The sequence below is a fragment of the Pseudoalteromonas sp. 68 DY56-GL68 genome, assembly GCF_041414825.1.
In the GTDB taxonomy this organism is placed as follows: Bacteria; Pseudomonadota; Gammaproteobacteria; order Enterobacterales; family Alteromonadaceae; genus Pseudoalteromonas.
Map to the genome: position 1 here is coordinate 1 of NZ_JAOCZL010000026.1, position 12,864 is coordinate 12,864.

At 41.0% G+C, this 12,864-nt stretch carries 15 protein-coding genes; 10 read left to right on the forward strand and 5 right to left on the reverse strand.

Annotated features, from left to right (window positions below; genetic code table 11):
- From NYF15_RS21405 to NYF15_RS21440, 8 genes are all read left to right on the forward strand, one after another.
- A partial coding sequence (locus tag NYF15_RS21405; RefSeq protein WP_371353317.1) for an SAM-dependent methyltransferase occupies positions 1-585 on the forward strand: 585 nt, incomplete at its 5' end.
- 29 nt (positions 586-614) lie between these two features.
- Complete coding sequence (locus tag NYF15_RS21410; protein ID WP_371354629.1) at positions 615-902, forward strand: hypothetical protein; 288 nt, start codon at positions 615-617, stop codon at positions 900-902.
- Positions 903-904: 2 nt separating this feature from the next.
- Positions 905-4,066, forward strand: coding sequence for a replication endonuclease (locus tag NYF15_RS21415; RefSeq protein WP_371354630.1), 3,162 nt, complete (start codon positions 905-907; stop codon positions 4,064-4,066).
- 77 nt (positions 4,067-4,143) lie between these two features.
- Positions 4,144-4,428: a hypothetical protein gene (locus NYF15_RS21420; protein ID WP_371354631.1), complete on the forward strand. Its 285-nt coding sequence runs from the start codon at positions 4,144-4,146 to the stop codon at positions 4,426-4,428.
- A complete protein-coding gene (locus NYF15_RS21425; protein WP_371354632.1) occupies positions 4,421-4,660 on the forward strand; it encodes a hypothetical protein in 240 nt (79 codons plus the stop codon). Before NYF15_RS21420 ends, NYF15_RS21425 begins: the two co-directional genes overlap by 8 nt.
- Positions 4,650-6,164 (forward strand): DNA cytosine methyltransferase, encoded by a 1,515-nt coding sequence (locus tag NYF15_RS21430; protein ID WP_371354633.1) that lies wholly within the window; start codon positions 4,650-4,652, stop codon positions 6,162-6,164. Before NYF15_RS21425 ends, NYF15_RS21430 begins: the two co-directional genes overlap by 11 nt.
- Positions 6,165-6,236: 72 nt before the next feature.
- Positions 6,237-6,425 (forward strand): hypothetical protein, encoded by a 189-nt coding sequence (locus NYF15_RS21435; RefSeq protein WP_371354634.1) that lies wholly within the window; start codon positions 6,237-6,239, stop codon positions 6,423-6,425.
- A 195-nt stretch (positions 6,426-6,620) separates the two neighbouring features.
- A complete protein-coding gene (locus tag NYF15_RS21440; RefSeq protein ID WP_371354635.1) occupies positions 6,621-7,301 on the forward strand; it encodes a DNA adenine methylase in 681 nt (226 codons plus the stop codon).
- Between the two features lie 6 nt (positions 7,302-7,307).
- On the opposite strand, the gene NYF15_RS21445 is transcribed toward NYF15_RS21440, so the two are convergent.
- The gene (locus tag NYF15_RS21445; protein WP_371354636.1) at positions 7,308-7,616 is read right to left on the reverse strand and encodes an ogr/Delta-like zinc finger family protein; all 309 of its coding nucleotides are present in this window, start codon (positions 7,614-7,616) and stop codon (positions 7,308-7,310) included.
- Positions 7,617-7,897: 281 nt separating this feature from the next.
- Here NYF15_RS21445 and NYF15_RS21450 point away from each other — a divergent pair, with 281 nt between their 5' ends.
- Entirely contained in the window at positions 7,898-8,140 is a 243-nt protein-coding gene (locus NYF15_RS21450) for a hypothetical protein (protein ID WP_371354637.1), read from the forward strand.
- An 82-nt stretch (positions 8,141-8,222) separates the two neighbouring features.
- Positions 8,223-8,621 carry a hypothetical protein gene (locus NYF15_RS21455; RefSeq protein WP_371354638.1) on the forward strand — a complete coding sequence of 133 codons (399 nt, stop codon included), beginning with the start codon at positions 8,223-8,225 and terminating at the stop codon, positions 8,619-8,621.
- A gap of 522 nt (positions 8,622-9,143) precedes the next feature.
- Here NYF15_RS21455 and NYF15_RS21460 read toward each other — a convergent pair.
- From NYF15_RS21460 to NYF15_RS21475, 4 genes are read right to left on the reverse strand one after another with little or no spacing between them, the layout of a single operon-like run.
- A complete protein-coding gene (locus tag NYF15_RS21460) occupies positions 9,144-9,596 on the reverse strand; it encodes a hypothetical protein (RefSeq protein WP_371354639.1) in 453 nt (150 codons plus the stop codon).
- Positions 9,596-9,922: a phage holin family protein gene (locus NYF15_RS21465; RefSeq protein WP_371354640.1), complete on the reverse strand. Its 327-nt coding sequence runs from the start codon at positions 9,920-9,922 to the stop codon at positions 9,596-9,598. Before NYF15_RS21465 ends, NYF15_RS21460 begins: the two co-directional genes overlap by 1 nt.
- Entirely contained in the window at positions 9,919-10,986 is a 1,068-nt protein-coding gene (locus tag NYF15_RS21470) for a phage portal protein (protein WP_371353311.1), read from the reverse strand. Before NYF15_RS21470 ends, NYF15_RS21465 begins: the two co-directional genes overlap by 4 nt.
- Positions 10,986-12,752, reverse strand: a complete 1,767-nt coding sequence (locus tag NYF15_RS21475; protein WP_371353310.1) for a terminase large subunit domain-containing protein — start codon at positions 12,750-12,752, stop codon at positions 10,986-10,988. The genes NYF15_RS21470 and NYF15_RS21475 overlap by 1 nt, the downstream gene beginning before the upstream one ends.
- Positions 12,753-12,864: the final 112 nt, after the last annotated feature.

Here is a 12,864-nt window from a genome sequence, read left to right on the forward strand (position 1 = left end):
TCAACAAATCGCGGAACTGTGCGCAATGCGGATGATTACTATGTAACACCACATTGGCTAATTGAAGATTTTCTAGCGGCCTTTGCTGAAAATAATATTTTGCTTTGTTCACCAGATGAATACCCAAGAGTATTAGATCCAAGTGCAGGCGGTTGTGAACAATACCCAATGAGTTACCCAACGGTATTAGAACAGCACGGCTTTAGTGTTGAAAGCTGGGACATTCGTGAAGATTCACGCGCAGAGATTAGAGGCCGTGATTTTTTAACAACACCAAGTGCATTTTTGCCAACATTCAACATGATCATCACCAACCCACCATTTAAGTTAGCGCAAGAATTTACAGAAAAAGCCCTTGATATGGTTGATGATCACGGCTTAGTAATTATGCTGCAACGCTTAAATTGGCTTGGTAGCCAAAAGCGTAAACCCATGTGGCAACGCTTACCGCTTGCGGCCGTTTATGTTCATAGTAAACGACCAGGTTTCAATCCTGAAAAACCAAGTCAAACAGACTCTACCGAATACGCCCACTTTGTATTTTGTAAAGGCTACCCAGCCGCAGCAGAAATATTCGTAATTTAACCAAATTCAAATCCTAAAGGACTAATGAAATGACTTCTATCAAAGACCAAGATCTATCTAAAAATCAGCAATTACTTAAAAACATTGTTGAACACGTTTTAGACCAAGCCAATTTTACTATTAAAAACTTAGCTAAGCGTCCAACGGTTGCCATGCTCATGGAGTGTGAAAACTGCCTTACTGACCTAATGCCAGTAGTGCAATTAATTGCAAATGACCACATTGAATACGCCCCCTTTTACGACCGCCTAAGCGAAACACTCGACGCAGTTCAGCGCGGTGCCGATTTTGACTTAATTGAAATCGAGCTTAATTAACAATGAGCTTATGGCCTACTTTAAGCTTCGACGTTATTACAGCGGTTTCAACTATGGTTGAAACCGTTGATAACGTTGAGCATAAAGAAAACTTACTAAGCGGCTTAAGCCGTTTTACTCCTTACATGCAGTACAAGATGGCTAAGCAATATTTAGCTAAAGTACAGACGCATAATGATGTTTGGTATAAAGACGAGCCCATAAACCCAAGCGATGAAGCAAACGCTTGGTTTTATGATGTGCTTAAAAATGCAGAATATCGCATTGATGTAAGCTTTTTTAAATTAAGCAAACCTGCCAAGTCAGCACTTAAAAAAGTGCATAACAATAATCACCATAATTACATTGTGCGTGACCTTATTAGCTCTAATCGCAAAGCGAGTATTCAAGCTAGCTTTGTGCGTAGAACAGCCGAAACACTTAGCTTTACAGAAAAGCAGCGTGAAGTATTAGCACAAAAAAAGATACAACCATCTAGTGATGAAACTGCATTTTTACAAAAGTTGGTAGGTGGTGATGTAACAAGCTCTGTGCGCTCGATCATAGATGCAATCGACGATACTGCAGAAAAAGAATTTGTATATAAATGCTTAAGCAAAGTACCAAAGCCATTACAAATGCGCGTGGCTAAACGATTTATAGATAAGTACGAACCAAGCATTAAGCGCTATAAACAAAAGCGCAATGAAAACACAGAGCAATACACCGATAGAATTGCTTTGCAATCAGCTGAGTTATACAAATTTGATGGCACAACTAAAAAGCCAACAGATACGAATATATTCGAGAGCATTCGTGATCATCGTAATGCTAACCAGTGGCTATTACGTACTATTAAAACGCTTAAGCCTCGCCTTACCATTCTTAAACAAATAACCGACAGCATGCCTTTACCTTGGCATATTTTAGCGAATGTAGACAAAACCAAAAAACATGCTGAAGTGCTGGCCCGTGAAGTAACCGAAATACTTAACGACTTAGGCATAGAGAACCCAAGCTGGGGCGCGTTAGATAAGTTTGATGTGATCAGCCAGTATGCTGAAAACTTTGGTGTGACTCTTTTTGCTGCTGAAAAAGGCATTTACTTAACAGAGCCAGATGCAGAAGTAAGTTTGTTAAAAGCGCAATGTTACAAATGGTGGGGACGTAAATTAAAAAATATTCGCCGCCGTTACCTTGAGCATTTAGAAATAGCAACAGGTGAAGTTGGCAAAGACTTGTTTGCAAAATACGACAAAAAGAAAGGCACTAAAACAGTACGAAAAGGCATTAACGCTTATTGCTCACACCAAGCGCTTAATGAATATAAAGCTGATCGTGAACGTGGCAAAAGATACCTTGAAAGCCTTGAATTAGTTAACGAACAAAGCGATGTTATATCGCTAATGAAAGCGGTTGAAGCAGGTATTGCTAACCCTGAAAACATGCGTAATGAGTTAATGCTACGCATACGTGAAACAGAAGAACTAGCCGACGAAATGGGCTATGTAGGCGGTTTTTACAATATTACTGCACCTAGTCGTTTTCATGCTAATTCACCAAAATGGGATGGCTCAACCCCCAAAGATGCAAGCAATTATTTAAACAAGCTGTATTCACAAGCAAGGGCTAAATTAGATCGTCTAGAAATCCCGTATTTTGGGGTGCGCGTAGCCGAACCTCATGCTGATGGTTGCACCCACTGGCACATGCTTTTATGGATGCCCGCCAGATACTACGACAAAGTTAACCACCTTTTACGCCGATATTTTACCCGCGATGATCGTGAGGTATTTTTTCAGCGCTTTAAAAACCGTAAGCATTACCGCAGGAAGTACAAGCATAACCGTAAAATTTGGGGCCTAAATAAATCAAAAGGTATCTACACCAAAGAGCCGGTTAAAAACTATTTCCCAAGTAGCCCACGTTATACCGCCATGAAAATGGAGCCTGCAAAAATCGGCAAAGATGGTAAACGAATTGGCGGTGCAGCAGCATATATTGCTAAGTACGTCAGTAAGAATATAGACGGCTTTGGTCTTGCCAACGAATACGATGCAGAAACAGGCGAGAAGTTTACCCAGTCAGCCCTTGTTAACCCTGTTAAAGCATGGGCAAGCACATGGGGCATTCGTCAATTCCAATTTCAAAAGTCACCCGCAATTACCATTTGGCGTGAGCTGCGCCGTGTGCGTGAAGCAATACAAGGTAATGAAGAGCTTGAGCAAATCCGCAAAGCTGCGGACGAGGGCAGCTTTAAAACTTTTGTTACTTTAATGGGTGGCTTTGGCATTGGCCGAAATGCGCGTTTCAAGCCTGTTTATGAATATACCGAATATGGCAATCAATATGCTGAATGCGTAAAGCGCATTAAAGGCATTGAAGACCTTCACGAACCTTGCACTTTGATTACCCGTGTTCACACCTGGCAAAAACAAATTATTGGTACTGCCGCAGCTAACGACAACACCGCTGTAAATGGCGGGCAGGATGCTAACAACGTCGGCGCAGCCGACCTATCTTGGTCTAGTGGGAATAATTGTACGCCTTGCACCGTGGGTGATAGAGACGAATTATTACTAGATATGATCGGTTTTACCAAAAAACAGATCGCTAAGGTTAAAAAGGATCTAGTGGCGGGTAAAAGGATCAGGCGAAACGGCCAAATTTACCTAATACGAGACGGTAATTTACTCGTATTAGATGAAGAAAAGCAGTTAATTGAATATCGCAAGCAAGCGATTGACTCGCTCGCGCATACAGAAATGCAAAAACAGCAGAAATTAGCAGGCGATCAACACTCAGAACCTTCAAAAGCCAGCATATATGACTTTGCACCAGAGCATGTAAAACAGCTTAAGGACGGCGGCAATGTGGTGATTGGTAACCGTGTTTATTACATGCAAGGGCATGAGCTGCATAGCTTTGAAAAACTAGATCTTAATAAGCAGCGCCCAGCTGGCAACACAACCCCAACCGAAAAACATTATCAATATGCGCGTGAGCTCTACGACTTAGCGACCTCATACGCAAAATTCGATGGCAGAACTAAGCCATCAAGCACCCAATTTAAATATGGTCATGCAGATGTAATTGGTGATCTTGATTTAGCTAGGCTCGTTCTAGCTGGTGAAGCAACAGCAGTCAGTGACAATGACTGGTGGGCATTAGATTTAATGGCGTAACTGTACCCGCGGATTAGTTAATCCGCGGGTACAGATAAGTTTATCTGTACCTTTAACTAGCTACTTTAGGAGTAATTATGAATACCCATACAGCAGCAGAGAAAATGCTCGAAACAGGGCTGTTTTATACAGCTAGAACACTAGGCCATGCTTTTGGTGAATCGGTAAAGCACGGTACTCGTTGCTTAAAAAATATAAAGCGTGATACCCGTTACACCACTGTGAGTGAAACACGATTAGGAGTTGATGCTATAAAAGTAATTGCCATAGATGGCCGCAGAGTGAGTATCGATCAGCTACAAAATAAAGCACTGTTGTTTAAGCGTCCTGCTTTATTAGCAGGGGGGAGTTGTCATGCCTGAAAATAATCAATCCGATATACACCCAAACAAGATTTATTGCGGTACGGACTTTTACCTTGCAATGAGAGCTGAATGCGGTGTGCTGCATGGCAGTTCGTTTAGGTTTAAACACATAACTTTCGTTCAAGACGAAAATCTACACCCAAGGCAGCTATTAACGCTTGATAGGGAACTAAAGCAAACATTAAAAGAATTTGAAAATAAGTACCAGGAGAATACCAATGCTCTATAAAAATGAAATTGTTGTTGATAATTTTGCGGGTGGTGGCGGTGCATCAACTGGTATGGAGCTAGGTTTAAATCGCAAGGTTGATATTGCAATCAATCACGACCCAGAAGCAATTGATATGCACAAAGTAAATCACCCAGAAACAAAGCATTATTGTGAATCTGTTTGGGATGTAGACCCAGTTGAAGCATGTGCAGGCCGTCCTGTAGGTTTGGCGTGGTTTAGTCCTGATTGCAAACATTTTAGTAAAGCTAAAGGTTCTAAACCTGTAGAAAAGGCAATTCGTGGGCTTGCATGGGTTGTGGTTCGTTGGGCTGCTTTAGTGCCTGTGCGGATTTTTATGCTAGAAAATGTTGAAGAATTTCTAACTTGGGGCCCAGTAGTAGAAGAATCACCAGGTGTTTTTAAACCATGCAAAGAGCGTAAAGGCAAAACATTTGAAGCATTTATAAAATGTATGACAACCGGCTTAAAGTTAGATCACCCAGCATGGACTGAAATTAAAGAAGCACTTGGCGATGATTTCCCATACCACAAGCTTGAAAAAGGCTTAGGGTATGACATTGATCATAAAATACTGTCAGCTTGTGACTTTGGAGCACCAACAATTAGAAAGCGCTTGTTTTTAGTTGGCCGTAAGGATAATGCACCTATTGTTTGGCCTGAGCCAACTCATGGCCCAGAGGGAGCTGGGCTTAAACCATACCAAACCGCAGCAGATATAATAGACTGGTCAATACCAGTAAAGTCTATTTTTAACCGAAAAAAACCATTAGCTAGTGCAACAATGGCAAGAATAGCAAAAGGTATTCAGCGATTTATTGTAGAGGCAAAAACCCCATTTATTGTTGATCAAAATAAGGCTGTACCATTTATTACAGAACATGCTAATGCGTCTAATCAGCGGAATATGCCAGCTGATGAACCGCTAAGAACTATTTGTGCTCAGGTAAAAGGTGGTCATTTCGCTTTAGTCTCAGCACATATAGCCAAACACTATACAGGTGTAACTGGCTCAGATATTAAAGACCCATTACATACCGTTACAACGACAGATCATAACTCATTAGTGACAAGCCATATGATTAAATTGCGCGGTGATAATGTGGGCCACGCTACAAATGAGCCGCTACATACGATATCGGCGGGTGGTAATCATTTGGGGGAGGTTCAAGCATTCTTAATTAAATACTATGGCACGTCAGATGCGCAGGCCATGGACAAGCCACTAGGAACTGTTACTACAAAAGACCGTTTTGGCTTAGTGACAGTAAAAGGCGAAGTATATCAAATCGTTGATATTGGTATGCGTATGCTTGAACCACACGAACTATTTGCAGCAATGGGTTTTCCTGATGACTATCAAATAGCATTTGATTCTAAAGGTAAAAAGAACACCAAAAAAAACCAAGTTGCTCGATGCGGCAATGCTGTATGCCCACCTATAGCACAAGCATTAGTTGAAGCTAACCTAGGTAAGCAACAAGTTGCAGAGGTGGCAGCATAATGAAACCAAGCGTTAAACGCCGCAACTGGGTATATCACTCAGTTGTTAAACCTAAAGAAAGTGAGAATCAAAATGCAAAATAAATCATTGACCACAGTACAAGAGCTATCAGTCGTATCTGACGTAATTGAATACCTTGAAGGTCGTGGAGTTGAAGGGCCAGAAGCTGCATGTATTTTAAAAACGGCCGCTACACATATTGAAAACCAAGTGGCTAAAAAGTGCTTTTTAGTCTCAATGGGTAAAGTATTAAACAAGTAGCTGCAGCACAGCCATTTTTAACTATGAAGTACTATCGCTCGAGTACAGACAAATTTAACTATGTGGTACCAGAAATCAGTTTATACCTGGTGCCATAGTTAAGCCTGGCTATAGTCGACTGCAAACATAGTTAAATTTAACTGTATTGGCCACACTAGATAAATGCAGCTATGCCAGCTGCTGGAAATAAAAATAATGAATCAATCAGAACACGAAAGCTATTTAGGTGCAAAAGGTGGCAGTGGAGTTTATCAGGCCATTATTAATGTAATGGCCCCTCATGACTTTTACGGTGAGCTGTTCTTGGGCACTGGCGTAGTATTTAAAAAGAAAGCACCGGCTAAGCACAATGTGGTTATTGATAAGTCACAAACCATGCTAGATAAATTTAGCTATGTGGTACCAGAAAACAAAATTTGTGGTTGTGCTATTGAGTGGCTAGAAAATTTTAAACCATTTTGTAAAACCCAGCTTTATCTTGATCCGCCATACATGCCAGAAACAAGAACAAGCAATGCACGTTATCAGCATGAAATGACAGAAGCCGATCACAAACGTTTGCTACTAGCTGCAAAAAAACATAACCACGAAGACGTTAAAATTATTATTTCTGGCTATGACAATCCGTTATACAACGAAATGCTAAAAGATTGGTGGCGTAAAGACTTTCAAGCAATGACCCGTGGCGGCGTTCGAACCGAAACAATCTGGCTTAATTATCAACCAGGTGATGTGCATTATCACACTTTTGCGGGTGAGAACTTTACTGATCGTCAGCGGATAAAAAGAAAAGCTCAACGTTGGGCTAAGAATTATGAAGCACTCCCGCGAGCTGAAAGGCAAACCATTATGGCTGCATTATTAGCCGTTGAATAACGAGTGCTATAAACCCATTAATTCTAATTGTTGTTCTCGAGGTAAGTTTTTGAGTAGCGATGCGGCAAGTTCTGCCGTTGTTTGGCGTGGTGGGTTTAGGTAGTGCTTAAATGCTAGTGTACTAACAAACGTTGCCCCACAGTTTTTAACGTCAGTACATGAAATGTATAGATCAGCTACATGGGTTGATTGATTTTCTCTTGATGAAATAGACGCTTTACTTCCACAGTTCGGACACGTTACCCGCATAGCCACACCAATATAAATTAACAAAACAATAACTGTGATTATATACAGTGTTCGTTTGTCTGACAAATAACCATCCCACTACTAGCAGAGAACTCAAAGGCTGAAAAATTCACTCCTCCTCGCCTTCCGCTTTCGTGCAAAAAATGCGTCAAATTGACAACCACAGCGACATAGCATTTTAAGCTAGCCCTTGTAGCAAAAGGATCTAAAAAGAGTTTGGAAAGGATCTGAATGTCAAAACAGTGACAATGTTTGACATAAAGTGACAATGAAAGGATCAAAAAGGTGGCGATTTACCCAATATTGAAATATCATTAATTAATTATCATTTAAGTGATAAATAAATAATGAAATATCTACATAAAGGCTCGCAAAGCCAAGAGCGGTTAGATGCACTTTTATCGTTTGGTAAAAGCACAAGCGAAGATATAAAAGCAGCGCTAAGTGATTACTTGGTTCGTGGTATCAGCAAGACCAATGCAGCAACGCTTAATGGTGTGCCTGGGCCCAATTTAACAAGGGCACTTAAACGGCTAGAAACTGTTGCCGGAAAAGTTGAGAAAATAAAAGAGCTTGATTGGAGAGAATAGTTAAATAATAATTTAGTGCTATAGGATTAGCACTCTATGTTGTTATAGTGAAAAGATATTAATTTAATGCATGGAAGTTAAAGTGAATAAAGTAATACATGTACCTGCGTACTTTGAGCCAATATTCGAAAACAAAAAAGTCAAAGTCGGAACCGGAGAAACCAAAAAAACATTATTTGGTGGCGAAAAAGAAATAACCCGAAAAGAGATAAAAAGAGTTCAAACTGGTTGGTCAGAGTCATTTATAGATACAGTAAGGCTTGCAAATGATTTAGAGTATGAGGTCGGTAAATTAAATAATGAAGGTTATGAAGTAGTCTCAGTGACACCAATAACTTCTGGTACTTATGCTTATAAATACGATGTGTCTTCTGGGGGAAGAGATAATCACGGTTATGGCGGGTATGGCTATGGATATGGTTACAGTTTTACTGCAAGTTTGATAGTTACAGCAAAGAAAATAAACAAGGATAATATTTAGAAGTACATATTTTAGCAAATTATTTAGGACTTCATTAGGCAGGTAGCTATTAGCGAAGACCTCCTGATTACTATCTATGCTAAACCCATTTAAGCATATAGCTTGCGTATTTAGGAAAAACAATGTCAGATAAAATCTCTATTATATAAAACTTCAATTATATTTTTAATATTAACTTCGGCTGTTCTGCTTTACAAAGGTATAACTATAGCGTTCCTTACTTCTGGGCAAGTATACGGTGGTGAGTTCTCAATGTTAATCACATTAAGCAATCAGTTTTCATATTTTATGATTTGGCTTGCATCTTTAGCATTCTTCCTTATAGCAAAGAGTATTTATAAAATACCCTTTAATATAGAAGAAAGTAGCTAATATGTTACTTAAAAAGTGGACACGAAGAGGTCACGGAATACCCTTTCGAAAATGATTTTTTCAGCAACATTTATAATTGTGAGATTTGATTAAGCTCTATTCATAGAGACTTATAGGGCTTAATCAGATAATCTTAATTTGCGCTAGCTCCTAACTAGCGCTTTTTTTATTGTCTCTGCTTCGCCAAAATGCCCTAAATAATCGCATTAACCCAAGCGTTGAAACGGCAATCCCCACAATCACAAACTCAAAGTACCAGGGAGCACCCTTATAGCCCATCGCTTTCCAGCCTTCAGCCATGTACGGCTGCATAGTAGGTATAAAGTGACAGATGAACAACCCCAAAAAGAATAAAATAATCACTTCATCCATTATGGTTTTGTCGCGGTTCTTAAGCACAAGTAAGTCATAGTCAGCGTCGTTTTGCTCTGCTTGCATACAGCGCTTTGCCTTTGCTTCAAACTGGGCAATTTTAAAATTGTTTTCAGCACGTGCAACGTCTGCGGCCATTTCAGCCGCAATACGTTTACGCTCAACATAACCGCCGGTTAAATCGGCTATTGGGTCCGTAATAAATGAAATGAGTGTCTTCAACCAGCCCATTATTTACTCCCCCTGATTAATTTAATAAAGGCTTTTGGGTCTTTACTGAATGACTTGATCATCTTGTCTAAACCCTCAAGCAAGTGCGGTGCGGCATAGGCTGTAACACCTATCACACCCGTTTTTAAACTTTCATCAAAACCACGCCACTCACAAAACATAGCGGCTAAGTAAGCTGCAAATATCGCAATCAGTACGCTCATTAGGTAATGAAAAAACGTGAACTGTCGTTTGCTTAAATACATTTGGATAGTGGCTGCTAAGAAACTCAACATAAATAATCGCCCCCATTGTTTAATAAATTCAATGATGTCTAACCAGCTCATGCGCTTTCCTTTGTTGTTGGGTTTAAGTCTGAATACTCAGGCTCTTTAAATTCAATATGCTGTGCAGCGGGTAAGTAGTTATTAATACCCAGTACGTCTTGCTGAAGCGGTACCACTTCATTGTTGTAATAAGCGCGGGTGATTTTGTCTAAATCACCAAAGCCAGGGCTATCACCAGATGATTGCCCGCTGAGTGCTTCTTGTGCGCGGTGCATGCTGAGCATGTCGTTTAGGGTTATTTTTTTGATGCGCTCAAATTCGTCTTTAGTGGATATATCACCGACAGGCGTTATCTTTATCGCCTTTTCAGCATCGGCTTTGTTGCTGCGGAAATTAAAATACAGGCTTTGAAAGTTACCCACGCCTTTTGAATTTCGAATCGCTTCTTTTAGTGCAGCTTCGTCTTTTTCACTTAAGTTTGGATCTGCCATGGAGAAGATAAAGCCCATGTGCGCACCGTTTTTGTAATAACGGCGCCTAAATAAAGTGGCATCTTCATTGAGTAGTGCAGACTGAATACCGCCATAATATTGCGGAATGCCATAAATACCTTGCGCAGGGTCGTACTCTTTTACGTGAATGACTTCGCCAGCCTTGAAATAAATAGGTTGGTGAGTGCGGTTGCTAAGCTGGGCGTAGACACCACGCGTCTTGGTATAACGCATCGTCAATGCGGGTAAATGGCGCAGCCTAATCACTTGCCCAAACGCATTACGAATAATCTGCAAGTAGGCGTTACCACTCCAAAGTAAATCAAACGCAAATTTGCTTAGTGCTTGGTGGCTCAACAATGGGTTTGGTTTATACCACTTTAAGATCATGTTGCGCTTAAAGTAGAGTATGGGCCCATGCTGAGCATTCACTCTGAGCAGTTTCACCAAACCTTGCAAACTAATAGGCGGTGCATAAATACCGTTGCTATCACTAAACACACCAATGTAATCAGTGAGTCGATTATCTAAGCACGGCTCAGGGTCGCCAAAACTAAAGGTATCGGTTACGGCTGTTCGTTGGCTGTAGTTCGGCAATTGGCCGTTACTGACTTGTAATCGTGGTTTACTCATTAAGCTGCAATTCCTACAGAGGTTTGGCGGCTGTGGGCATTGCCGTCCAATGGTTCAAATTTCATAGCATGCATAATTGCCCAAGCAATATCGGCATGGCCTGTGGTGGCTGTGCGGTTGGTGGCATACGTGATCTGGTCGCCAGACACTTTACGGCGAATATTAATAAATGAGCTGGCAATGTTTACCGCGTCTTGGTCAAACTCAAAGCGGCGGTTTTTAATCACGTTAATGGCTTTAATAACCAGCTGGTTCTTGATTATTGGGTTGTAATGAATAGGCTCAGCGTTCGGGAAAAACTTAGTGATCATTTCCCACACGCCATAACCAATCCCAGTGGTATCAACGCCAATATGTTGTACGTTGTATTTTTCAGTGAGTAACTTTATCTCTGCGGCCATGGCTTCAAAGTCATTACCGCTTAAATCGATTGCTTCAAGCAGGCGGAACTTTTCACCTGGTTTCATTGGGCAGCTTAATACTGCCACACTGGCTTTATCACCAAAGCGGGCGGGGTCAAAACCAATCACCACCGGTTTTAACGCAAAAGGGCGCTCCCATTCTAAATTGAAGTCATCCCATTTAGTTGAATCAACCACACACGCCATGATTTGGTTCAGGTTAAAGGCGCTGTGTGCATCATCAATAAACTTACACATAAACAAGTTATTAAACTCGTCTGTGCTGTATTCGTTTTCAAGTACGCCAATATCAATGCGGTCAAAGCCTGAATTAACCACATCATGTACAGTGAGCATTTGGCGCCAAATACCGTCGTCACACAACATGCCATCTTTCAGCGCTGTGTGGCTTACATCAATTTCAAATTCAGGATCGTTACAGGCTTTTGTTTTGCGGTACCACTTACCATTCCAATGATCATACGCTTCATGGCTGGTAACTGAAGGCGTACTAAAATAGGTAATACGTAAATGCTTGTGCGTGGCCATGGCTTGTGCAAGGCCGCGTAATGTTTTGTATTTTGGTATCCAAAATACTTCATCGATGTATAAGTCGCCGCTTTCCGATTGTGCCGTTCGTGCGTTGGTCGATTTAAAAATAAGCTTAACCGTTTTACCACCTTTAAGGTTTAACACCATTGGTGAGCCGGTTAATTCAATATTAAAGTGTTCACGTACTAGCGCGACAATATTTGCTTTAAATACTTCGGCTTGGTCGCGGCTCGCTGATATAAAAATCTTGTTCCGGCCGTTAACCACTGCATCGTAAAATGCTTCAAAGGCAAAGTAGAAGGTTGCCCCAATTTGGCGTGGCTTTAATATGAATCGGCTGCGGTGATCTTGATTCTCAAACCAATGCTTTTGGTGTGGGTAAAGTAGTTTGTCTTTAAGCTCATTAAGCATGTCAACGGTAATGCCAGAGCAATCGTTTTTCTTTTTCGACTTTTTATTGCTGCCATTACTTTGTTGGTTTGGCGCATCATCATTAATGGCACGTTGCTTAGGGGCAGGGGCAAGTTTACTTTTATTCAGTGCGCATAATTGGCGCGTGCAAAAGTCGAGCTCTTTGTAGTCCGCTTCGGTTTTGTTGTCTTTATCAGCCAGCAGGTTTATGCGCTTGCTAAAGGCCATTTCAGCGTTATAGCTTGGACACATGTCCTCCCATTTGCCCGCCTCAGCCCAGCGGCGAACACTACGCGCACTTGGCATGTCATCCAGGTCGGCAATTTCATCCACCGTGTAACCTTCAACCACATACAAGTCTTGTGCTTTTTTGCGTATTTCTGGTCCGTAGTTCGCCTTCATAATGCACCGCGTTTAATAATCCATAGCGGCAGTGTATTCGTTATAAAGCGTGTGATCTGTCAGTTAAAAACCTATCAATTCCTAAAAGCTAAATATAGGAATTTCAAAAAGT